This window comes from Pseudomonas sp. 18173 (assembly GCF_050432945.1).
GTDB lineage: Bacteria > Pseudomonadota > Gammaproteobacteria > Pseudomonadales > Pseudomonadaceae > Aquipseudomonas.
The window spans coordinates 12,894-33,849 of record NZ_JBKFTN010000002.1 but is presented as its reverse complement, the minus strand read 5'-3'; the positions used below and the strand labels follow the sequence as shown (position 1 = coordinate 33,849).

24 protein-coding genes are annotated in these 20,956 nt (G+C 59.0%); 17 read left to right on the top strand and 7 right to left on the bottom strand.

Annotated features, from left to right (window positions below):
* Positions 1–55: 55 nt before the first annotated feature.
* Positions 56–952 (bottom strand): LysR substrate-binding domain-containing protein, encoded by an 897-nt coding sequence (locus tag ACLD1X_RS02385; RefSeq protein WP_429365956.1) that lies wholly within the window; start codon positions 950–952, stop codon positions 56–58.
* Positions 953–1,058: 106 nt separating this feature from the next.
* On the opposite strand from ACLD1X_RS02385, the gene ACLD1X_RS02380 reads away from it, so the two are divergent.
* From ACLD1X_RS02380 to rpoS, 8 genes are all read left to right on the top strand, one after another.
* Positions 1,059–2,171: an S-(hydroxymethyl)glutathione dehydrogenase/class III alcohol dehydrogenase gene (locus ACLD1X_RS02380; protein WP_008019788.1), complete on the top strand. Its 1,113-nt coding sequence runs from the start codon at positions 1,059–1,061 to the stop codon at positions 2,169–2,171.
* 88 nt (positions 2,172–2,259) lie between these two features.
* Positions 2,260–3,105 (top strand): S-formylglutathione hydrolase, encoded by an 846-nt coding sequence (fghA, locus tag ACLD1X_RS02375; protein WP_429365955.1) that lies wholly within the window; start codon positions 2,260–2,262, stop codon positions 3,103–3,105.
* A gap of 43 nt (positions 3,106–3,148) precedes the next feature.
* Positions 3,149–3,622, top strand: coding sequence for a 2-C-methyl-D-erythritol 2,4-cyclodiphosphate synthase (gene ispF, locus ACLD1X_RS02370; protein WP_111281392.1), 474 nt, complete (start codon positions 3,149–3,151; stop codon positions 3,620–3,622).
* Complete coding sequence (truD, locus tag ACLD1X_RS02365; RefSeq protein ID WP_429365954.1) at positions 3,619–4,677, top strand: tRNA pseudouridine(13) synthase TruD; 1,059 nt, start codon at positions 3,619–3,621, stop codon at positions 4,675–4,677. Before ispF ends, truD begins: the two co-directional genes overlap by 4 nt.
* Entirely contained in the window at positions 4,665–5,414 is a 750-nt protein-coding gene (surE, locus tag ACLD1X_RS02360) for a 5'/3'-nucleotidase SurE (protein ID WP_429365953.1), read from the top strand. Before truD ends, surE begins: the two co-directional genes overlap by 13 nt.
* A 41-nt stretch (positions 5,415–5,455) precedes the next feature.
* Positions 5,456–6,091, top strand: coding sequence for a protein-L-isoaspartate(D-aspartate) O-methyltransferase (locus ACLD1X_RS02355; protein ID WP_177323274.1), 636 nt, complete (start codon positions 5,456–5,458; stop codon positions 6,089–6,091).
* Between the two features lie 211 nt (positions 6,092–6,302).
* Positions 6,303–7,160 carry a peptidoglycan DD-metalloendopeptidase family protein gene (locus tag ACLD1X_RS02350; protein WP_429365952.1) on the top strand — a complete coding sequence of 286 codons (858 nt, stop codon included), beginning with the start codon at positions 6,303–6,305 and terminating at the stop codon, positions 7,158–7,160.
* 105 nt (positions 7,161–7,265) lie between these two features.
* Entirely contained in the window at positions 7,266–8,273 is a 1,008-nt protein-coding gene (rpoS, locus tag ACLD1X_RS02345) for an RNA polymerase sigma factor RpoS (protein ID WP_007990225.1), read from the top strand.
* Between the two features lie 475 nt (positions 8,274–8,748).
* On the opposite strand, the gene fdxA is transcribed toward rpoS, so the two are convergent.
* Positions 8,749–9,072 (bottom strand): ferredoxin FdxA, encoded by a 324-nt coding sequence (gene fdxA / locus ACLD1X_RS02340; protein ID WP_413427241.1) that lies wholly within the window; start codon positions 9,070–9,072, stop codon positions 8,749–8,751.
* Between the two features lie 142 nt (positions 9,073–9,214).
* Positions 9,215–11,794: a DNA mismatch repair protein MutS gene (gene mutS / locus ACLD1X_RS02335; RefSeq protein WP_429365951.1), complete on the bottom strand. Its 2,580-nt coding sequence runs from the start codon at positions 11,792–11,794 to the stop codon at positions 9,215–9,217.
* A 210-nt stretch (positions 11,795–12,004) separates the two neighbouring features.
* Here mutS and ACLD1X_RS02330 point away from each other — a divergent pair, with 210 nt between their 5' ends.
* From ACLD1X_RS02330 to recX, 5 genes are all read left to right on the top strand, one after another.
* Complete coding sequence (locus ACLD1X_RS02330; RefSeq protein ID WP_429366205.1) at positions 12,005–12,739, top strand: LexA family transcriptional regulator; 735 nt, start codon at positions 12,005–12,007, stop codon at positions 12,737–12,739.
* 173 nt (positions 12,740–12,912) lie between these two features.
* Complete coding sequence (locus ACLD1X_RS02325; RefSeq protein ID WP_429365950.1) at positions 12,913–13,254, top strand: phage holin family protein; 342 nt, start codon at positions 12,913–12,915, stop codon at positions 13,252–13,254.
* 118 nt (positions 13,255–13,372) lie between these two features.
* Entirely contained in the window at positions 13,373–13,873 is a 501-nt protein-coding gene (locus tag ACLD1X_RS02320) for a CinA family protein (RefSeq protein ID WP_429365949.1), read from the top strand.
* An 83-nt stretch (positions 13,874–13,956) separates the two neighbouring features.
* Positions 13,957–15,015, top strand: coding sequence for a recombinase RecA (gene recA / locus ACLD1X_RS02315; protein WP_007996915.1), 1,059 nt, complete (start codon positions 13,957–13,959; stop codon positions 15,013–15,015).
* A gap of 8 nt (positions 15,016–15,023) precedes the next feature.
* Positions 15,024–15,491 (top strand): recombination regulator RecX, encoded by a 468-nt coding sequence (recX, locus tag ACLD1X_RS02310; RefSeq protein ID WP_095965054.1) that lies wholly within the window; start codon positions 15,024–15,026, stop codon positions 15,489–15,491.
* Positions 15,492–15,535: 44 nt separating this feature from the next.
* On the opposite strand, the gene ACLD1X_RS02305 is transcribed toward recX, so the two are convergent.
* Entirely contained in the window at positions 15,536–16,654 is a 1,119-nt protein-coding gene (locus ACLD1X_RS02305) for a TIGR00730 family Rossman fold protein (protein WP_429365948.1), read from the bottom strand.
* Between the two features lie 482 nt (positions 16,655–17,136).
* Between ACLD1X_RS02305 and ACLD1X_RS02300 the strand changes: the two genes are divergently transcribed.
* A complete protein-coding gene (locus ACLD1X_RS02300; protein WP_429365947.1) occupies positions 17,137–17,331 on the top strand; it encodes a hypothetical protein in 195 nt (64 codons plus the stop codon).
* Here the strand turns inward: ACLD1X_RS02300 and ACLD1X_RS02295 are convergent, their stop codons facing one another.
* The gene (locus ACLD1X_RS02295) at positions 17,332–17,754 is read right to left on the bottom strand and encodes a quorum-sensing-regulated virulence factor family protein (protein WP_007990204.1); all 423 of its coding nucleotides are present in this window, start codon (positions 17,752–17,754) and stop codon (positions 17,332–17,334) included.
* Between the two features lie 188 nt (positions 17,755–17,942).
* Between ACLD1X_RS02295 and ACLD1X_RS02290 the strand changes: the two genes are divergently transcribed.
* Positions 17,943–18,701, top strand: coding sequence for a tRNA-uridine aminocarboxypropyltransferase (locus tag ACLD1X_RS02290; RefSeq protein ID WP_429365946.1), 759 nt, complete (start codon positions 17,943–17,945; stop codon positions 18,699–18,701).
* Between the two features lie 78 nt (positions 18,702–18,779).
* On the opposite strand, the gene ACLD1X_RS02285 is transcribed toward ACLD1X_RS02290, so the two are convergent.
* Entirely contained in the window at positions 18,780–18,926 is a 147-nt protein-coding gene (locus tag ACLD1X_RS02285; RefSeq protein ID WP_429365945.1) for a hypothetical protein, read from the bottom strand.
* Here ACLD1X_RS02285 and erdR point away from each other — a divergent pair.
* On the top strand, positions 18,919–19,569 hold the full coding sequence (gene erdR / locus ACLD1X_RS02280) for a response regulator transcription factor ErdR (RefSeq protein WP_429365944.1): 651 nt from the start codon (positions 18,919–18,921) through the stop codon (positions 19,567–19,569). The genes ACLD1X_RS02285 and erdR overlap by 8 nt on opposite strands.
* A gap of 75 nt (positions 19,570–19,644) precedes the next feature.
* A complete protein-coding gene (locus tag ACLD1X_RS02275) occupies positions 19,645–20,007 on the top strand; it encodes a diacylglycerol kinase (protein WP_429365943.1) in 363 nt (120 codons plus the stop codon).
* Here the strand turns inward: ACLD1X_RS02275 and ACLD1X_RS02270 are convergent.
* Positions 20,004–20,930, bottom strand: a complete 927-nt coding sequence (locus ACLD1X_RS02270) for a LysR family transcriptional regulator (protein WP_429365942.1) — start codon at positions 20,928–20,930, stop codon at positions 20,004–20,006. The two genes, ACLD1X_RS02275 and ACLD1X_RS02270, sit on opposite strands and share 4 nt — an antisense overlap.
* Positions 20,931–20,956 lie beyond the last annotated feature (26 nt).

The following is a 20,956-nucleotide window of genomic DNA, read 5'->3' as shown; positions in this document are numbered from 1 at the left end:
CTCGCGAAAACGGCAGTTCAGTCAGTCATTTTGTAGCTGAATTGCCCTGGCCAATCTAACTCTGATACTCCGGCCGTTCGGCCAACCCTTCCTTCAAGTAATCCACCAGTTTTCTCACCTTCGGCGACAAATGCCGTTGCTGTGGATACAGCGCCCACACCGCCGTGTTCGGTGGCTGATGCGCCTCCAGCAACGAAATCAACGCGCCGCTCTTCAAATGCTCCAGCACGTAATAGTCCGGCAACTGACACAGCCCTACGCCCTGTAGTGCGGCATCCAGTACTGCTTGTCCACTGTTGCAGCGCCAGTTTCCCTGCACCCTTTGCGAAAATTCCCGCCCGTTCTGTTCCAGTTGCCAGAGGTCCGAGCTGCCGATGAGGCAGTTGTGGCGGCTCAGTTCCGAAAGGCTGTGCGGGCGACCGTAGCGTTCAAGGTAGGACGGCGATGCACAGAGAAACATGCGTCTTGGCGCGAGGCGGGTGGCGACCAGTCGTGAATCCTGCAAACGCCCCAGGCGGATCGCCAAGTCGAGGCCTTCATGTACCAGGTCGAGTTGCCGGTTGGTCAGTTCGATATCAATCCGCAGTTGTGGATACAGCCCCATGAAACGCGTCACCAGCGGCACGATGAAGCGCTCACCGTAAGCCACGGCGCAGGTCATGCGCAGCATGCCTTTGGGCTCGCTGGTCAAGTCGCTGACCGCGCGCAACGCCTCTTCACGTCCATCCTGCAAGCGTTGGCAATGTTGCAGGAAGGTTTGCCCGGCCTCGGTCAGCGTCACCCGGCGGGTGCTGCGGTAGAGCAAACGGGTTTGCAGGCGTTCTTCGAGGCGTACAATTTGTCGACTGATGTGAGAGGAAGAAACCCCGAGGCGTTCCGCCGCAGCGGTGAACTGGCTGCATTCGGCCACGGCGACAAATTCGTCGATTCCTTCCCAGCGGTTTTCGGACATGGATGATTATCCCTGTGCAGCAATAATGTTTTGCTTTTGTCCGGATTATTCACTGTAGGGCGCTGTATTACACTCCCTGTCTCGTTTTCTTCACTGGAGAGTCATCATGATCAAGTCGCGCGCCGCCGTTGCCTTCGAGGCCAAGAAGCCCCTCGAAATCGTTGAAGTCGATGTCGCCATGCCCAAGGCCGGCGAAGTATTGCTGCGCGTGGTGGCCTCCGGTGTCTGCCATACCGATGCCTACACCTTGTCCGGCGCCGACCCGGAAGGCATCTTCCCGTCGATCCTCGGTCATGAAGGCGGGGCGATCGTGGAAGCCATCGGCGAAGGTGTGACGTCCGTTGCAGTCGGTGACCATGTGATCCCGCTGTACACCCCGGAATGCCGCAAGTGCAAATTCTGCCTGTCGGGCAAAACCAACCTCTGCCAGGCAATTCGTGCAACTCAAGGCAAAGGCCTGATGCCGGACGGCACTTCGCGCTTTTCCTACAAGGGCGAAACGATTTTCCACTACATGGGGACGTCCACGTTTTCCGAATACACCGTCCTGCCGGAAATCTCCGTGGCGAAAATCGCCAAGGAAGCGCCACTGGAAAAAGTCTGCCTGCTGGGCTGCGGTGTCACCACCGGCATCGGCGCGGTACTCAACACCGCCAAGGTGAAACCGGGTGACACCGTGGCCATTTTCGGCCTCGGCGGCATCGGTCTGTCGGCGGTCATTGGCGCAGTCAAAGCGAAGGCTGCCCGGATCATTGCCATCGACATCAACCCGGCCAAATTCGAAATCGCCAAGCAGTTGGGTGCAACCGATTGCGTGAATCCGAAAGACTTCGATCGCCCGATCCAGGAGGTCATCGTCGACATGACCGATGGCGGTGTCGACTTCTCCTTCGAATGCATCGGCAACGTGCAGTTGATGCGTGCCGCGCTGGAGTGCTGCCACAAGGGCTGGGGCGAGTCGGTGATCATCGGTGTGGCCGGTGCCGGCCAGGAAATTTCAACCCGTCCGTTCCAGTTGGTCACCGGCCGCGTCTGGCGTGGTTCGGCGTTCGGCGGCGTGCGCGGCCGTACCGAGTTGCCGAGCTATGTGGAAATGGCCGAGACCGGTGAAATCCCGCTGGATACCTTCATCACCCACACCATGGGCCTGGAAGATATCAACAAGGCGTTCGACCTGATGCATGAAGGCAAAAGCATCCGTAGCGTCATTCATTTCTGAGAAGCAGCTGCAAGCGTCAAGCTTCAAGCGGCAAGCAGATCGCATCAGCTTGGCGTTTGAGGTTTGGGCTGCTACTGAGGAGTTTGCTATGAGTCTGGAAAATATCTCCTGCCAGAAAAGTTTTGGCGGTTGGCACAAACGCTATCGCCATCGCTCAGAAGTACTCGGCTGTGACATGGTGTTCGCTGTCTACCTGCCGCCACAAGCGGAGCAGGGCGGCAAGTTGCCGGTGTTGTACTGGTTGTCCGGCCTGACCTGCACCGACGAGAACTTCATGCAAAAGGCTGGCGCCATGCGCATGGCCGCCGAGTTGGGGTTGATCATCGTCGCTCCGGATACCAGTCCTCGCGGCCCTGATGTGCCGGGTGATCCGGACGGTGCCTGGGACTTCGGCCTCGGCGCCGGGTTTTATCTGAATGCCACCCAGGAACCCTGGTCGCGCCACTATCGGATGCATGACTATGTCGTGCAGGAATTGCCGGCATTGGTTGAAGCCCATTTCCCGGCGTCGGACAAGCGCGGCATCAGCGGCCATTCCATGGGTGGCCATGGTGCGCTGGTCTGCGCATTGCGTAATCCGGGGCGTTATCTGTCGGTGTCGGCGTTCTCGCCAATCAACAATCCCATGGATTGTCCGTGGGGGCAGAAGGCCTTTTCCCGTTACCTGGGAGAGGACCGTTCAAAGTGGCGCGAGTGGGATGCCTGTGCACTGATCGCCGAGGCCGACGAAAAGCTGCCGCTGTTGGTCGATCAGGGTGATCGTGACGATTTCCTCGCTACCCAGCTCAAGCCTGAAGCCCTGCAACAGGCGACAAAATTGGCCGAACATCCGCTGACGTTGCGCCTGCAACCGGGCTACGACCACAGCTATTTCTTCATCGCCAGTTTCATTGACGACCACTTGCAGCATCACGGACGCGCTCTAGGCCTTTAATGCAGGTAGAATCACGCCCTGACAAAAATCGGGGCGTTTTTTTATGCGTATTGGCCACGGCTATGATGTGCACCGTTTCGCTGAAGGCGATTTCATCACTCTGGGCGGTGTGCGCATTGCACACAGTTTTGGGTTGCTCGCTCACTCTGACGGTGACGTCCTCTTGCACGCCTTGAGCGATGCCTTGCTTGGCGCCGCGGCGCTGGGAGATATCGGCAAGCATTTCCCGGATACCGACCCGCAGTTCAAGGGCGCCGACAGCCGTGTGCTGTTGCGTCACGTCGTCGCACTGGTCCATGCCAAAGGCTGGAAAGTCGGCAACGTCGATAACACCATTGTCGCCCAGGCGCCGAAAATGGCCCCGCATATCGAATCGATGCGCGCGCTGATTGCCGCGGATCTTCAAGTAGAGTTGGATCAAGTGAACGTGAAAGCTACCACCACCGAAAAGCTTGGCTTCGTCGGTCGCGAAGAAGGCATTGCCGTGCACTCCGTTGCCTTGTTGCTGCGCGCATGAACGAACTGCAATTGCTCGGCCCGCGGGCTTACGGTGAGGCCCTCGGCACGGCGGTACTGAAAGCGATCGCGGAAGATTTCCAGGTCGACGAAGTCCTCGACATTCCCCTGAGTGGCGAAGGCGAACACCTGTGGATCTGGGTGGAAAAGCGCGGTCTGAACACAGAAGAAGCGGCGCGGCGGATTGCCAAGGCGGCGGGTGTGCCATTGCGCACCGTCAGTTATGCCGGGCTCAAGGATCGTCAGGCGTTGACCCGCCAGTGGTTCAGCGTGCAATTGCCGGGCAAGGCCGACCCTGATCTGTCGGCGGCGGAAAACGACACGCTGAAGATCCTCAAGACCGCCCGGCACAAGCGCAAACTGCAACGCGGCGCACACTCGGCCAACGGTTTCACATTGCGCCTGACGCAGTTCGCTGGCGACAAGACAGCTATTGAAGAGCGTCTGCAACTGATCGCCAAACAAGGCATCCCCAATTATTTCGGCGCCCAGCGTTTCGGCCATGACGGCGGCAATGTGGTCGACGCCCGTGCCTGGGCCGCGCGCAAGGCCTTGCCGGAGCAGCGCAACGTGCGCTCGCGCCTGCTTTCGACGGCGCGCAGTTTTCTGTTCAACCAGGTACTGGCAGCTCGTGTCGCCGATGGCACCTGGCAGCGTGCCCAAGTGGGCGATCTGCTGGCATTCACCGACAGCCGCAGCTTTTTCCCGGCAGGCGAAGCCGAGTGCAGCGACCCGCGCCTGGCGATTCTCGATCTGCACCCGACCGGTCCGCAGTGGGGCGAAGGTGACTCGCCGACCACGGGCGCTGTCCATGAACTGGAGCAGGCTATCGCCGCACGCGAAGCGGATTTGCGTGACTGGTTGATCAACGCCGGTATGAGCCACGAACGTCGCATCCTGCGGCTGCCCATTGGTGGGTTGACGTGGCATTATCCCGAGCCTGACATTCTGCAACTGGAATTCGTCCTGCCGGCCGGATGCTTCGCCACCGTATTGGTGCGCGAGCTTGTTGATCTGGTGCCGGTGGGGCAGACGGACAGCCCATGCGTATTCTGATTTCTAACGACGATGGGGTAACCGCACCCGGACTCGCCGCGCTTTATGCTGCGCTGGCGGATTACACCGAATGCGTGGTTATCGCCCCGGACCAGGACAAGAGCGGCGCCAGCAGTTCGCTGACGCTCGACCGTCCGTTGCACCCGCAAACCCTGGCCAACGGCTTTATCAGCGTGAACGGCACGCCAACCGACTGCGTGCACCTGGGCCTCAACGGCCTGCTGGAGCGCGAAGCGGACATGGTGGTTTCCGGTATCAATCTGGGCGCGAACCTGGGGGACGATGTCCTGTACTCCGGTACGGTGGCGGCGGCCCTCGAGGGGCGTTTCCTGAAGCATCCTGCGTTTGCCTTTTCACTGGTCTCGCGCCAGGTGGATAACCTTCCCACAGCTGCCCATTTCGCGCGCAAACTGGTCGAAGCCCACGCTGACCTGGATCTGCCGCCGCGCACGGTACTGAACGTGAACATTCCCAATTTGCCGCTGGACCGTATCCGCGGTATCCAGCTGACCCGGCTGGGCCATCGCGCCCGAGCCGCGGCGCCGATGAAAGTGGTGGATCCGCGGGGCAAGTCCGGTTACTGGATCGCGGCGGCCGGGGATGCCGAAGACGGTGGCCCGGGTACCGATTTCCATGCGGTGATGCAGGGTTATGTTTCGATCACGCCACTGCAACTGGATCGCACGTTCAACGATGCCTTCAGAAGTCTGGACGGCTGGCTGGAGGGGCTGCGCTGATGAGTCGCGAACAAGACGATATGCTGCGTCGCGGCATCGGCATGACTTCCCAGCGTACCCGCGAGCGGCTCATCCAGCGCCTGTACGAGGAGGGTATTTCCAACGCCAGGGTGCTGGAGGTGATTCGCCGGACCCCGCGCCACCTGTTCGTCGATGAAGCGCTGGCGCACCGTGCCTATGAAGACACGGCGCTGCCGATTGGCAATAACCAGACCATCTCCCAGCCTTATATGGTGGCGCGCATGAGCGAGCTGCTGCTGGAAGCCGGTCCCCTCGACAAGGTGCTGGAGATCGGTACCGGGTCGGGCTATCAGACGGCGGTACTGTCGCAACTGGTCGAGCGCGTGTTCTCTGTCGAGCGCATCAAGGTCCTGCAGGATCGGGCAAAGGAACGCCTGGTCGAGCTGAACCTGCGCAACGTGGTGTTCCGCTGGGGCGATGGCTGGGAGGGCTGGCCGGCACTGGCGCCCTATAACGGGATTATCGTCACTGCGGTGGCGACCGATGTGCCCCAGGCATTGCTTGATCAGTTGGCTCCGGGAGGGCGCATGGTGATCCCGGTCGGGTCCGGAGAGGTCCAGCAGTTGATGCTGATCATCCGCGAGGAACACGGATTTTCCAGGCATGTCCTGGGGGCTGTGCGCTTCGTGCCATTGCTCAATGGGCCACTGGCCTGAGCATTTGTTTCGGCACGCTGAATTCTCTTCGATTGGCTTTGTCTTACGGCGGCATCGTTGTGTTAAACGGGATTCATCGTCAGGCAGCAAACGTGTGCGCGACAGCGATTCGCCACATTAAAGGTAAAGCGTGCACGGCCCGTTATACTTGCGACAGTTCATGCCGGACTCCGGCATTTCACATTTTCAGCCACCACAGAGGGAGCGGCGGGTGAGTCTCACAGTCATTGCGCAGCGTATGAGTAAAACGAGCTTTCAGCGCCTGGTGACTGGCCTTGTCTTGAGCACCTTGCTGGTCGGTTGTTCCAGCAACAAATCCAGCGATGTTCGTGTGGTGGACCGCAATAATGCCGCGCCCCAGCGTCCAGCCGTGACCACCGGGCAATACGTCGTTCGGCCCAAGGACACCCTGTTCTCCATCGCCTTCCGTTACGGCTGGGACTACAAGGCCCTCGCGGCACGCAACAACATTGCAGCGCCCTACACCATCCATCCGGGTCAGACCATTCGCTTTGATGGTCGAAGCGATTCAACGTCGACGGCGGTGGTCAGTTCGTCCAGTTCAACACCGTCGTCGTCGAGTAAAACCACGGTCATCCGTCGCCCGGTAAACGGTTCGACCACCAGCACAACGACGGTTGTACCGTCCGTCGCGAACAAGCCTGCACCTGCTCCATTGCCCCCTCCCGGGCCGGCCCCGACCGGCTGGGGATGGCCATCTAATGGCATTCTGATTGGAAAATTCTCTTCAAACGGTAGTTTGAATAAAGGAATTGATATCGCCGGAGATTTGGGACAGCCTGTTTTAGCTGCGTCTGATGGGACGGTGGTTTACGCCGGGAGTGGCTTAAGGGGCTACGGCGAATTAGTGATCATCAAACACAGTGAAACCTACGTCAGTGCCTACGGACATAACCGCAGGCTGTTGGTTCGGGAGGGGCAGCAGGTCAAGGTTGGGCAGACAATTGCCGAAATGGGGTCAACGGGTACAGACCGGGTGAAACTGCATTTTGAGATTCGCCGCCAAGGTAAACCTGTAGATCCACTGCAGTTCCTGCCACGTCGTTGATCGCTTACCAGCCTGTTCCGTCGCGTAGAGGGGACAGGCTCCAGCGTTGCCAGGGATAAAGGCGCCGCTTGAGCTTGAGGTCGAACTCACCAAAGGACTATAACAATGGCTCTCAGTAAAGAAGTGCCGGAGTTTGACATCGACGATGAGGTTCTCCTGATGGAGAGCAGCATCGATACGGATTCGATGTCGAATGATGAAGGGGCGGCTCCACCTTCCGTTCGTGCCAAATCCAAACACTCCGCATCGTTGAAACAACACAAGTACATTGACTACACGCGGGCACTTGATGCCACGCAGCTGTATCTCAATGAAATTGGTTTCTCTCCCCTGCTGTCACCCGAAGAAGAAGTTCATTTTGCGCGCCTGTCGCAAAGTGGCGATCCGGCCGGGCGCAAGCGCATGATTGAAAGTAACTTGCGGCTGGTGGTGAAAATCGCCCGACGCTACGTCAATCGTGGGTTGTCGCTGCTGGACCTGATCGAAGAGGGTAACCTCGGCTTGATCCGGGCGGTGGAGAAGTTCGATCCGGAACGCGGCTTCCGCTTCTCGACCTACGCGACCTGGTGGATTCGCCAGACCATCGAACGCGCAATCATGAATCAGACCCGGACCATCCGGTTGCCGATCCATGTGGTCAAGGAGCTGAATGTGTACCTGCGCGCCGCGCGGGAGCTGACGCAAAAACTCGACCATGAACCCTCACCCGAAGAAATCGCCAACCTGCTGGAAAAACCGGTGGGAGAGGTCAAGCGCATGCTCGGCCTTAACGAGCGGGTTTCTTCGGTCGACGTCTCGCTGGGTCCGGATTCGGATAAAACCCTGCTCGATACCCTCACTGACGACCGCCCAACCGATCCATGCGAACTGTTGCAGGACGACGACCTGTCCCAGAGCATCGATCAATGGCTCTCGGAACTGACCGACAAACAACGCGAGGTGGTGGTACGCCGCTTCGGCCTGCGCGGTCATGAAAGCAGCACCCTTGAAGATGTGGGCCTGGAAATTGGCCTGACCCGGGAACGGGTCAGACAGATCCAGGTGGAAGGCTTGAAGCGGCTGCGCGAGATCCTGGAAAAAAATGGCCTGTCGAGCGAGTCGCTGTTTCAGTAAGGCACTCACTGCGATGGCATAAAAAAACCCCGACTGGCTCGGGGTTTTTTTATGCCTGGCCCGGGGGAGACCGAGTCCGCTCTGGATTGTGGTTTCGTGCTGTAAGCCTTGGCTTACTGTTGCGTAAGTGTTCGTTATTTTTACACCCTGGCAGTCGTCCATCCTGAACGTTTCATGATCATATCTTTATGATTTTCAAGGTTATTTTTTAATGTTGATGGTGTGTGACAGTTAGGTTTCGCCCCGGTGGGCGATTGATCCCGGAGCGGAAAACTCTAATATTCAGGTTGTGTCGACGGACAGACACGCCCTTCAAGGATGAGGGGAAAGGACATCGCAGGAAGCGATTCATCAGGACGATGAAAAGGAACACAGGGAATAGGGAAAAAATGCGGGCGGGTCAAACCGCCCCTTTTTTTGTCTGCAGAAAAGCAAAAAGGCCCTTGTGGGGCCTTTTTCGGGAACGCGGGGGTGATCAGCGTTCCAGCTGTTCAATCTTGCCTGGCTTGCCATCCCATTCTGCGGAATCGGGCAGCGGGTCCTTGCGTTCGGTGATGTTCGGCCAGATATCGGCCAACTCAGCGTTCAGCTCGATGAAGTTTTCCATGCCGGCCGGAACTTCATCTTCGGAGAAGATAGCCACGGCCGGGCATTCAGGTTCGCACAGCGCGCAATCGATGCACTCATCCGGGTGGATCACCAGGAAATTCGGGCCTTCGTAAAAGCAGTCCACCGGACAGACTTCTACGCAGTCGGTGTACTTGCACTTGATGCAGTTGTCGGTGACGACGAAGGTCATTTCTAATTTTCTCCTCAGGCGCGGCTTGCTGCGCCCCTTCTCGTAGGGGTCGCCAGGTTCGGGAGCGATAGTCTGCTGGCCAGGCTATTAGCCAGCAGCATCCCAAACCGCGCGAGATTCTAACAGCTTGCAAGCCGCTGCGTTAGATCCGTGTCTTTAGTGTATAGAGCATTTCGAGAGCACGACGTGGTGTCATGTCGTCCAGATCGAGTTTGGCCAGTTCCTCCAGCACCGGGTGCGGCAGGCTGGCAAACAGATCGCTCTGCAGCGGCGCAGCCGGTTTGCCTTTGGCAGGTACAGGCACCTCATGGGGCAGGGCGGTGTCTTCCAGGCGGCTCAAATGCTCGCGAGCACGCACGATCACTTCACTTGGTACGCCGGCCAGCTGTGCCACCGCCAGGCCGTAGCTCTGGCTGGCGGGCCCGGGCAGCACGTGGTGCAGGAACACGATGCGTTCGTTGTGCTCGGTGGCATTGAGGTGCACGTTGGCCACCAGCGGCTGGGCTTCCGGCAGGACGGTCAGTTCAAAGTAGTGGGTGGCGAACAGCGTGTAGGCACGCAGGTGCGCCAGGCGCTCGGCCGCCGCCCATGCCAGGGACAGACCGTCGAAGGTGCTGGTGCCGCGACCGACCTCGTCCATCAGTACCAGGCTGCGCTCGGTGGCATTGTGCAGGATGTTCGCGGTTTCGCTCATTTCCACCATGAAGGTCGAACGCCCGCCGGCCAGGTCATCGCTGGAGCCGATCCGGGTGAAAATGCGGTCGACCAAGGACAATTCGCAGCTGGCCGCCGGCACGAAGCTGCCGATGTGCGCCAGGAGCACGATCAAGGCGGTCTGACGCATATAGGTGGATTTACCGCCCATGTTCGGGCCGGTGATCACCAGCATGCGGGTATTGTCGTCCAGGCTCAGGTCGTTGGCCACGAACGGTGTGGTCAGCACTTGCTCGACCACCGGGTGACGTCCCTGGCTGATGCGCATGCACGGTTCGCTGACGAAGCGCGGGCAGTTCAGGTCGAGGTTCAGTGCACGCTCGGCCAGGTTGCTCAAGACATCCAGTTCGGCCAGGGCACCTGCGGTGTCCTGCAACGGTGGCAGCTGGGCGATCAGGTCTTCGAGCAGGGCTTCGTAAAGCATCTTCTCGCGGGCCAGGGCGCGGCTCTTGGCCGACAATGCCTTGTCTTCGAACGCCTTGAGTTCCGGCGTAATGAAACGCTCGGCACCTTTGAGCGTCTGGCGGCGAATATAGTCGGCCGGTGCCGATTCCGCCTGCTTGCTAGGCAGTTCGATGAAGTAGCCGTGGATGCGGTTGTAACCGACCTTCAGGTGCGACAGGCCGGTACGGGCCTTTTCCCGCGCCTCGAGGTCGATCAGGAATTGTCCGGCGTTTTCACTGAGCGACTGCAGTTCGTCGAGTTCGCTGTCATAACCGGTTTTCAGCACGCCACCGTCACGAATGACTGCAGGCGGGTTGTCGATGATGGCCTTTTCCAGCAGGGCCGCCAGCTCCGGGTAGGTGCTGGTGATGGTGGCGAGTTGCTGGAGGTGCGGCGCTTCAAGCTCCGTCATCGCCACTTGCAGTTCGGGCAGTGCGCCGAGGGCGTCACGCAGGCGGGCGAGGTCGCGCGGACGGGCATTGCGCAGGCCGATACGCGCAAGAATCCGCTCGATGTCGCCGATTTCCTTGAGCTGCGGTTGCAGTCTTTCGAAGCGGTAACCGTCGAGCAGGCAGGTGATTGAGGTCTGGCGCGCCAGCAACACGGTCAAATCGCGTAACGGGCGATTCAGCCAGCGGGTCAGCAGGCGGCTGCCCATGGCGGTCTGGCAACGGTCCACCACCGATTGCAGGGTATTGTCGCGGCCCCCGGCCAGGTTGGTGTCGAGCTCCAGGTTGCGACGGCTGGCGCCATCGAGCACCACGGTGTCGTCCAGGCGCTCATGACGCAGGCTGCGCAAATGGGGCAGGGCGGTGCGCTGGGTTTCCTTGGCGTAGGCCAGCAGGCAACCGGCGGCGCCGATCGCCAGGGTCAGGTTTTCGCAGCCAAATCCCTTGAGATCCTGGGTCGCGAATTGCTGGCACAGGCTTTTGAGTGCCGAATCGCGCTCGAAATCCCACGGCGCACGGCGGCGCACACCGCGGCGTTTTTCCGCCGGCAGATCCTTGGGCCAGTCATCCGGAATCAGCAGCTCTACCGGATTGACCCGCTCCAGTTCCGCCAGCAGGTTTTCCCAACCCTTGATTTCCAGCACGCTGAAGTTGCCGCTGGTGATGTCCAGCACGGCCAGGCCGAACAGGCGCTCATCACCCAGGACGGCGGCGATCAGGTTGTCGCGGCGCTCGTCGAGCAGCGCCTCGTCACTCACCGTCCCCGGCGTGATGATGCGCACGACCTGGCGCTCCACCGGCCCTTTGCTGGTGGCCGGGTCGCCGACCTGCTCGCAGATCACCACCGATTCGCCCAGCTTCACCAGTTTTGCCAGGTAACCCTCGGCGGCATGGTAGGGAATCCCGCACATCGGAATCGCCTGCCCGGCCGACTGCCCACGGGCGGTCAGGGTGATGTCCAGCAATTTGGCGGCCTTCTTCGCATCCTCATAGAAGATCTCGTAGAAGTCGCCCATGCGGTAGAACATCAGCTGGTCCGGATGCTGGTTTTTCAGGCGCCAGTACTGCTGCATCATCGGGGTGTGGGAGGACAGGTCGGAGACGGCTTTATTCATCGGATTGTCAGGAAGCTCGTTGAAAGAGGTGGGGCAAAAGCGGGGCAATGGCCGGGCTTTTCCGCGATGGACGCAAGGTTACCATGGGCGGTCCACCCGACGCAGGCGCCACGGCCGGGTGACATCTTTTACGATGCAAAAATCATGTTATGCATCGATTATGCAATTTGGCATTTGTCTTCTTCGAAAAGAACAAGCACTATGCGCGTTATGCAAAAACGCAACGTATCTACTGTCTTGAGAGCATTGCTCGATCAGCACGGGATCTCCCCCACGGAGCTTCACCGTCGTACCGGCGTGCCTCAATCCACGCTCTCGCGCATTCTCAGCGGGAAAATCGTCGATCCTTCGGATAAGCATATTTCGAAGATCGCCGAGTATTTCTCGGTGAGCACCGACCAGTTGCGTGGCCGCGCGGATGTCGCGCCTGCCGCCAATGCCGGGCGCACTCCTGTGCATTCGGAACTCAAGGATATAAGTCTGTGGGATGACGATACCCCTGTCGATGACGACGAGGTGTCGGTCCCCTTTCTTCGCGAGGTTGAATTGGCCGCAGGATCGGGAAGATTCGTCATTGAAGAAAGCGAGCGCTCTAGTCTGCGCTTCGGCAAGCGTAGCCTGCGCCATAATGGCGTGCAGTTCGACCAGGCAAAGTGCGTGACGGTGCGGGGCAACAGCATGTTGCCGGTACTGCGCGATGGCGCCACGGTCGGGGTCAATGCCGGCAAGTGCGGCATCGGCGATATCGTTGACGGCGACCTATATGCAATCAATCACAACGGCCAATTGCGGGTGAAGCAGCTTTATCGCCTGCCAACCGGGATTCGCCTGCGCAGCTTCAACCGCGACGAACATCCGGACGAAGATTACAGCTTTCAGGAAATCCAGGGAGAGCCGATAGTTATCCTCGGACATGTCTTCTGGTGGGGTATGTACGCCCGCTAATACCTGTACTTTCGGATAAAACCCGCTCCCCAAGCGGGTTTTTTTTCGTGTGCTGAACGCATTGGGTTGCTTTTGTTATGCGTAAATGCATTGATTTTATATGCTGAAATGCATAGTCTGATTGCCTATCTATGCAAGAGCGTGGAGTGGCCGTTCACTCAAGGAGGCATGAAATGACCGCTGAGCAATATGCGTTGCTGGACGTGCCTCTTTGGCTGGTCATTGTCCTGCCAATACTCGGTGGCGTTACCGGTGAAATGTGGCGTGCCGATAAAGAGGGTGTTCGGGGCTGGCCCCTTATCCTGCGCCTGAGCCTGCGGTCTGGCTCCAGCATGATTTGCGGCGCCTCGGTCATCATGCTGTTGCACGCCGCCAATGTTTCCATTTGGGCTGCCTGTGCGGTTGGTTGTTTAACGGCGATGGCCGGGACAGACGTAGTTTTAGGGCTATATGAGCGTTGGGCAGCCAAGCGCATGGGGATCACTCATGTTCCGCCCGGTGACGTGGAAGATTGATTCCCTCGACAGGCCTTTTCCAGAGCCTCTGGTTCTTTACATTTTGATCGGTCCTGTCGCTTGCAAGTGCGGTCTGCTCGTGTACGGTTAACCCATCCCGCCCCATCAGGAGATGACCGTGAAAGTAATCACCCAGCTCGCCGCTGACCTTGGCAGGCAATTGCAGATTCTCAATGCCCATGTTTCCACGGCCGAGTCCTGTACCGGAGGCGGGATCGCCGAGGCGATCACCCGTATTCCCGGCAGCTCGGCGTGGTTCGAGGCCGGTTATGTCACGTATTCCAATCTGCAGAAGAACCTGCAACTGGATGTCCCGGTGGAGCTGTTCACCGAGGTGGGGGCGGTCAGTCGCGAGGTCGTCGAAGCGATGGCCAGGGGCGCGCAAGAGAAAAGTCGCGCGTACTTTTCCGTGGCAGTCAGTGGCGTGGCCGGGCCGGACGGCGGTTCGCGGAGCAAGCCTGTGGGCACGGTATGGCTGGCCTGGGGCGTTGGCGAGCGAGTGTTCAGCGAGCTGCAACACTTCCCAGGTGACCGCGACGAGGTGCGCCGACAAACGGTGAAGGCCGCGCTAGAGGGGCTGCTGCGGTATGCCGCGGCAGAAATCGCAAATCAGGGGTAGGCGATCCTCAAACGCTGTGGAATAATACTGGCTACTTATACAGGTGTTGGCCGTCAGGCCTTATTGATTACGTGAGGACTTTAATGGACGACAACAAGAAGAAAGCCTTGGCTGCGGCCCTGGGTCAGATCGAACGTCAATTCGGCAAGGGTGCCGTAATGCGTATGGGCGATCAGGACCGTCAGGCGATCCCGGCCATCTCCACTGGCTCTCTGGGTCTGGACATCGCTCTCGGCATCGGCGGCCTGCCAAAAGGCCGTATTGTTGAAATCTACGGTCCTGAGTCTTCCGGTAAAACCACGCTGACCTTGTCCGTGATCGCCCAGGCTCAAAAAGCCGGCGCGACCTGCGCATTCGTCGACGCCGAACACGCCCTCGACCCTGAGTACGCCGGCAAGCTGGGCGTCAACGTTGACGACCTGCTGGTTTCCCAGCCGGACACCGGCGAGCAGGCCCTGGAAATCACCGACATGCTGGTGCGTTCCAACGCGGTAGACGTGATCATCGTCGACTCCGTGGCCGCCCTGGTGCCAAAGGCTGAAATCGAAGGCGAAATGGGTGACATGCACGTGGGCCTGCAAGCTCGTCTCATGTCCCAGGCCCTGCGTAAAATTACCGGTAACATCAAGAACGCCAACTGCCTGGTGATCTTCATCAACCAGATCCGTATGAAAATCGGCGTGATGTTCGGTAGCCCGGAAACCACCACCGGTGGTAACGCACTGAAGTTCTACGCATCGGTTCGTCTGGACATCCGTCGTACTGGCGCGGTGAAAGAAGGTGATGAAGTCGTTGGTAGCGAAACCCGCGTCAAGGTTGTGAAGAACAAGGTGGCTTCGCCGTTCCGTCAGGCCGAGTTCCAGATTCTTTACGGCAAGGGCATCTACCTCAACGGTGAGATGATCGACCTGGGGGTTCTGCACGGTTTCGTTGAGAAGTCCGGCGCCTGGTATGCCTATGAAGGCACCAAGATCGGTCAGGGCAAGGCCAACTCGGCCAAGTTCCTGGCGGATAACCCGGAAGTCGCGGCAAAGCTGGAGAAGCAATTACGTGACAAGCTGCTGTCGCCTGCATCGGTTGCGGACGCCAAAGCTTCTGCGGTCAAAGAGACCGAAGACGATCTGGCCGACGCTGACATCTGATCGAAGCGATGACCGCCGTACTCGATACACTCGTCGCTGTGCGGCGAACCGCAATGGACCTGCTCGCACGACGCGAGCACGGTCGTGTCGAGCTGACGCGTAAACTGCGTCAGCGCGGCGCCCTCCCTGAAATGATCGAAACAGCACTCGACCGGTTGACGGAAGAGGGGTTGTTGTCGGAAACCCGTTATCTCGAAAGTTTCGTTTCCTACCGCGCCCGTTCCGGTTATGGCCCTTTGCGCATTCGCGAAGAATTGAGCCAGCGTGGCCTGCAGCGCACCGATATTGAACTCGCCCTGCGTGAGAGCGGTATCGACTGGCAGGAGCAACTGGCCGATACCTGGCGACGCAAGTTCTCCGGGCAATTGCCTGCAGACGTCCGGGAGCGGGCCAAACAAGGCCGGTTCCTGGCGTATCGGGGATATTCCATGGAAATGATCAACCGCCTGTTCAGCGGTCGCGGGATGGATGATTGAACTGAAACGGCCCGCTATTTCGATAGCGGGCCGTTTTTTATGCCTCACGTAACCTTTGATGGCTCCCGCGTGCGTTGCTGTACCTGGGGTTTTGATTGTGCCCAGTTATCCGGCAGGTTGATGTAGTCCACAAGCTCGCGCAGGCGGCCATGATTGCGGGCGTTGAAGTTGAAGACCAGCCGCGCCAGGTGCCTGAATTCGGCTTCTTCGTGTTCTTCTCCGCTGTAAGCATGTTGATGGAAATGATCGTTCAGACACAGGTCGGCGAAAGCCACCTGTATGTGTTCAAGTGCATGGTCGCTGAGTGCATGATTCATGCGAATCAGGAACTGGTGCTTGAGCCAGCGACTGGAGTGGAAGTTGCCGTAGAACTGGTTGATGTGCTCGACCGCTTCTTCGACGTTGTAGACCAGTTTCACCAGCTTCATGTCAGTGGGCAGGATGTAGTGGTTTTCCTCCAGTTGCTGGTGAATGAAGTCCAGTGCGCCTTGCCAGAATTTGCCGCCCGGCGCGTCGAGCAGCACCACGGGTACCAAGGGGCTTTTGCCGGTCTGGATCAGCGTCAGTACTTCGAGCGCTTCATCCAGGGTACCGAAGCCACCCGGGCACAACACCAGGGCATCGGCTTCCTTGACGAAGAACAGTTTGCGGGTGAAGAAGAAGTGGAAGGGCAGCAGGTTGGTCGTGCCGTCGACTGTGGGGTTGGCATGCTGTTCGAAGGGCAGGGTGATGTTGAACCCCAGGCTGTTTGCCAGTCCAGCACCCTCATGGGCGGCGGCCATGATGCCGCCACCGGCGCCAGTGATCACCATCATGTCCGAACGCGCCAGCGCGGCGCCGAGTTCCCGGGCCATGCTGTAGAGCGGATGTTCCATGGGGGTGCGGGCCGAGCCGAAGACAGTGACCTTGCGCCGCCCCTTGAACTGTTCGAGCACGCGGAAAGCCTGTTCCAGTTCGCGCAGGGCTTGCAGGGTGATCTTGGCATTCCAGCGGTTGTGGTCTTCCTGGGCCATGCGTAGCACGGTCAGGATCATGTCGCGGTAGATCGGGATGTTCGGGCTGTTGGGTGAAATCAGCTTGAGCTGTTCTTCGACCTTGCTGATGAGGTCGTGGCCGCTTTCTTCAAAATGACGGCTCAGGAGGTCATTCGGTTGGTAAGGCATTCAACTTCTCCTTCTGCACAGAACCCTCGGCCCGACAACTTGCGTCGGTGCCACGACACTTCCTGTGTCGCTGTCTGCCCCGGCCCATGCCTGGGCGATCTACTTGACCCGAAAAACATCGGGTCATCCAAACAGGTTCTGTTATTCCCTTGGATGAAAGAAACATTCGCACACTACGGCAAACGACGGGCAGCCCCTTTCCAGCCCTGAAAAAGTGAACGTGGATAACCTGAAATCTAGACCTTCACTGTGATTTGCGCTGCCTTGATCATTGCGCCACAAAGTCTTTCCTGGCAACCGCTTATTGACGATATGCAAGGTGGTTTCACCGCTCGTCCGAACGTACGTCGCATGTGCCGCACTCTGATTTACTAAGTTACAGGTGTCACACGACAACTTTGCGTCAATGGCATGGCGCAAGGTCCAGGCGGTTCAAGGATTTATCGCTCAAACAAGCGTGAAGTGCAGGGAGGCGGGAAGCCATGGCCAGAGTCGTTCTGGAGATCGATACGCAACTGTATCGATTGCTGAAGTCGTCAGCCGAGACCAATCATGTGAGTCTCGAAGAGGAGTGCTGCCGGCGTTTGCGTGGTGGTGAACGCCGTTCGCATTACTTGCAGGCGCTGCTGGCGGAATTGCGCGCCGAAGATGAACAGCGGCGCGCCAATTCCAGGTGATCACTTTTTCTTCTTGGCCGGTTGCAGGCAATCCGATTCCTGGAAGCTTGCAGAGCCGACCGGGCGGTTGGTCTTCACCTCGGTGAAGTCGTAACGCATGATCGCGCCCTTGGCCATCAGCTTGCGAAACCCTTCGTTCCTGCAGACAGAAGCTCCCAGCTGGAAGTACACCGCTTTCGGGTCGGCACGCATCTTGTCGGCATGGCTGCTCTGCACGCTCAGATGGTTGATCAGCTGTTTGCCTTCAACGGTGTAGCCTTGATCGAGAATGTCTTCGTTGATCGCTCGTGGAGTGCCGACGCTGCTCTGGGTGGCGACGTTTTGCAGCATTTTGTTCAGTTCCGTGTCTTTCAGGGACGCGGCCTGGGCGTTGAAGGACGACGCCAGCAAAATGGCCGCGGTAGGAACGATAAGGCGCAGCATGAAACTCTCCTGGTTCAGTGATGGGGGTTTGACCCGTCACGTGACTGTGCGTTCAGTGGCGGCGAATTATAGGGGAGGCAGGCTGGACGGTACAGGCTTGCGCCGGGCGGTCTGTTAAACTGCTGGCACTTTTTACCCTGTCGAGTGTCTTTCGTGTCGATTTCCCTTCTCTGCGGGCGTTGCCCGCTATGAGCCACACCCCCGCGCGCTTTGCCTTGAATGCCGTGGCCCGCCTGCGCGATCAGCGCGAGGAGGAGGGCATCAAGCCGATTCAGGCCCGCGGCTGGCGCGCGCCGCGTTGCCGTGATTGCCGGGTCATCGAGAGTCACTGCCTGTGCGCATGGCGCCCGCAGGTCGCTACCCGCTCCGGCGTGTGCCTGATCATGACCAACAAGGAAGTGTTCAAGCCGAGCAACACCGGCTGGCTGATCGCCGACGTGGTCCCGGACAACCATGCCTTCATCTGGTCCCGCACGGAGGTCGATCCGAAGTTGCTGGCGCTGTTGTCCGACCCGCAATGGCAACCTTATCTGGTGTTTCCGGGGGAGTACGTCGAGCCTGAGCGTGTGACAAACAGCGTGGATGTCGATGGCACGAAGCGCCCGTTGTTCATTCTGCTGGATGCGACCTGGACCGAAGCGCGGAAGATCTTTCGCAAGAGCCCCTATTTCGATCGATTGCCGATCCTCAGCCTGCTGCCCGAGAAACTCTCGCGCTACCGGTTGCGCCGTTCGACCCGCAGCGAGCATCTGTGCACGGCAGAAGTCGCGGCGCTGTGCCTCGACCTGGCAGGCGATGTCGCCGCAGCCTCGGCGCTGGATGCCTACTTTGATGTATTCAGCCAGCATTACCTCGACGCCAAACATCAGTTGGACATGAACGTTTCGACCCCGGCACACGCCGAGTTGATGCCCTATGTCCAGCCGGTCGCGCCATCGCCGGGCTGATTGTCGCGGATATTGCAATAAAGTGTACCAGCCCTGCGGCTTGACCACCCCGGCTTCGCTGGGCATGCTTGGCGCCGATTAGGGTACGGCCAGAATTTGCAACGCGTTTTTTGCGTTGAGCGTGCCTTGTAAGTGCAGCTCCGTGGCTGTGCCTTGAGTTGCTTTGGCGAAGTCCGAATGCAGCGGGCGTCCCATGAAAAACAGGATCATTTGAAAAATGGCCACATACGAAATCCTGATTGCCGATGACCACCCACTTTTTCGTAGTGCCTTGCATCAAGCGCTGACCCTGGGTCTTGGCCCGGATGTCCGCCTGGTGGAAGTGGCGAGCATCGCCGAGCTGGAAGTGCGCCTGACGGAAAAATCCGACTGGGATCTGGTGCTGCTGGACCTGAACATGCCGGGAGCCTACGGTTTTTCCGGGCTGGTCCTGCTGCGCGGTCAGTACCCGCAGATTCCGGTGGTGATGGTTTCGGCTCAGGAAGAAGCCTCGGTGATGGTCAAGTCACGTGAGTTCGGCGCCAGCGGCTTCATTCCCAAATCCAGCGACCTGGGTGTGATCCAGAAAGCCGTGCGGGCGGTCCTTGATGGTGATGTGTTCTGGCCACCGCAGGCGTTCGAAGCGGTCAGCGTCTCAGAAGAGGCCAAGGCGGCCAGCGAAGGCCTTGCCAGCCTGACACCGCAGCAGTTCCGGGTGTTGACCATGGTCTGCGAAGGTTTGCTGAACAAGCAGATCGCCTATGAACTGGGTGTTTCCGAGGCGACGATCAAGGCGCACGTCACCGCGATTTTCCGTAAACTGAATGTACGGACCCGGACCCAGGCCGCGCTGCTCTTGCAACAACTTGAGTCAATTTCCAGCCATTAATGGCTGGCAACTTCACGCTTTTTTGACTTTGGTTGAACTAGCTTTCCCACTTCTTTTTTGTCAGTTGCCCACTCTATGTCACCTTTCAAAGGCCAGACCGGCCTGAAACGAATCCTCAATGCCTCCGGTTATTCGCTGGACGGCCTGCGCGCAGCCTTTACCGGTGAAGCCGCCTTTCGGCAACTGGTGTTGCTCAACGTCGTCCTGATTCCCTTGTCGTTCTTCCTGAATGTCAGCCGGGTCGAACGGGCAGTGTTGATCGCCGTATGCCTGTTGGCGTTGATCGTCGAGCTGCTCAATTCGGCAGTGGAAGCGGCCATCGACCGCATTTCCCTTGAGCGGCACCCGCTGTCCAAGAATGCCAAGGACATGGGCAGTGCCGCCCAGTTCGTGGCATTGAGCATGATTGCCCTGGTATGGGCGGTGATTCTGCTCTAGGCGATCGTTGGCAGCACGATCTCGTCGCTGCGCTGGACCCCGGCGGTGAAGGCGCGGCACAGGTCGAGGAACTCGCGCATCGCCGAGGTCTGATACTTCTGTTTATGCCAGATGAAATAAAACTGTCGCGCCAGATCCAGATCCGGCGTCTCGACAGGCATCAGGCTGCCCCGGCGGAACGCGTCGCGCAAAGCCAGTCTGGAAATGCAGCCAATCCCCAAGCCTGATTCCACCGCGCGCTTGATCGCTTCGGTGTGCTCAAGCTCCAGGCGGATATTCAGGGAAGTGCGGTGATGGCGCATGGCTTGATCGAAGGTCAGCCGTGTACCGGAGCCTTGTTCGCGCAGGATCCACGCTTCGTGGCTCAACTCCTCCATGGTGGCCGTGCCGCGCTTGGCCAGCGGATGCTGAGGGGCGCAAAACACCACCAGTTCGTCTTCGACCCAGCTTTGCACTTCGATGTCCGGGTGGCTGCAGTCACCTTCGATCAGACCCAGATCAATTTCGTAGTGGGCCACTTGTTGCACAATATTGGCAGTGTTCTGCACGTGCAGCTTCACCTGGCTTTCCGGATGGCGCTGCATGAAGCTGCCGATCAGCAGGGTGGCCAGGTAATTGCCGATGGTCAGGGTCGCGCCCACGGCCAGCGAGCCGAAACCGGACTTGCCATTGAGCAGGTCTTCGATTTCCTTGGCCTGGTCCAGCAAGGCCACCGCCTGGGGCAGCAGCTGTTTGCCGAGCGCGTTCAGGCTCAGGCGTTTGCCGGCGCGGTCGAACAGCTGGCAGCTGCACTGGCGCTCCAGCTCGGTGATCGAGGTGCTCGCCGCCGATTGCGAGAGGTTGAGCAGGCCCGCAGCACGGGATACGCTTTCCTGCTGGGCGACGGCGACGAATACTTGAAGTTGACGGAGAGTAAATCGCATATCGATATAACCGATAACCCTTATCT

Bases quoted from the DNA above. Each gene is read 5' to 3' on its own strand.
- ACLD1X_RS02385 (WP_429365956.1), bottom strand. From the start codon at position 952: ATGTCCGAAAACCGCTGGGAAGGAATCGACGAATTTGTCGCCGTGGCC.
- ACLD1X_RS02380 (WP_008019788.1), top strand. From the start codon at position 1,059: ATGATCAAGTCGCGCGCCGCCGTTGCCTTCGAGGCCAAGAAGCCCCTC.
- fghA (WP_429365955.1), top strand. From the start codon at position 2,260: ATGAGTCTGGAAAATATCTCCTGCCAGAAAAGTTTTGGCGGTTGGCAC.
- ispF (WP_111281392.1), top strand. From the start codon at position 3,149: ATGCGTATTGGCCACGGCTATGATGTGCACCGTTTCGCTGAAGGCGAT.
- truD (WP_429365954.1), top strand. From the start codon at position 3,619: ATGAACGAACTGCAATTGCTCGGCCCGCGGGCTTACGGTGAGGCCCTC.
- surE (WP_429365953.1), top strand. From the start codon at position 4,665: ATGCGTATTCTGATTTCTAACGACGATGGGGTAACCGCACCCGGACTC.
- ACLD1X_RS02355 (WP_177323274.1), top strand. From the start codon at position 5,456: ATGACTTCCCAGCGTACCCGCGAGCGGCTCATCCAGCGCCTGTACGAG.
- rpoS (WP_007990225.1), top strand. From the start codon at position 7,266: ATGGCTCTCAGTAAAGAAGTGCCGGAGTTTGACATCGACGATGAGGTT.
- fdxA (WP_413427241.1), bottom strand. From the start codon at position 9,072: ATGACCTTCGTCGTCACCGACAACTGCATCAAGTGCAAGTACACCGAC.
- mutS (WP_429365951.1), bottom strand. From the start codon at position 11,794: ATGAATAAAGCCGTCTCCGACCTGTCCTCCCACACCCCGATGATGCAG.
- ACLD1X_RS02330 (WP_429366205.1), top strand. From the start codon at position 12,005: ATGCAAAAACGCAACGTATCTACTGTCTTGAGAGCATTGCTCGATCAG.
- ACLD1X_RS02325 (WP_429365950.1), top strand. From the start codon at position 12,913: ATGACCGCTGAGCAATATGCGTTGCTGGACGTGCCTCTTTGGCTGGTC.
- recA (WP_007996915.1), top strand. From the start codon at position 13,957: ATGGACGACAACAAGAAGAAAGCCTTGGCTGCGGCCCTGGGTCAGATC.
- recX (WP_095965054.1), top strand. From the start codon at position 15,024: ATGACCGCCGTACTCGATACACTCGTCGCTGTGCGGCGAACCGCAATG.
- ACLD1X_RS02305 (WP_429365948.1), bottom strand. From the start codon at position 16,654: ATGCCTTACCAACCGAATGACCTCCTGAGCCGTCATTTTGAAGAAAGC.
- ACLD1X_RS02300 (WP_429365947.1), top strand. From the start codon at position 17,137: ATGGCCAGAGTCGTTCTGGAGATCGATACGCAACTGTATCGATTGCTG.
- ACLD1X_RS02295 (WP_007990204.1), bottom strand. From the start codon at position 17,754: ATGCTGCGCCTTATCGTTCCTACCGCGGCCATTTTGCTGGCGTCGTCC.
- ACLD1X_RS02290 (WP_429365946.1), top strand. From the start codon at position 17,943: ATGAGCCACACCCCCGCGCGCTTTGCCTTGAATGCCGTGGCCCGCCTG.
- erdR (WP_429365944.1), top strand. From the start codon at position 18,919: ATGGCCACATACGAAATCCTGATTGCCGATGACCACCCACTTTTTCGT.
- ACLD1X_RS02275 (WP_429365943.1), top strand. From the start codon at position 19,645: ATGTCACCTTTCAAAGGCCAGACCGGCCTGAAACGAATCCTCAATGCC.
- ACLD1X_RS02270 (WP_429365942.1), bottom strand. From the start codon at position 20,930: ATGCGATTTACTCTCCGTCAACTTCAAGTATTCGTCGCCGTCGCCCAG.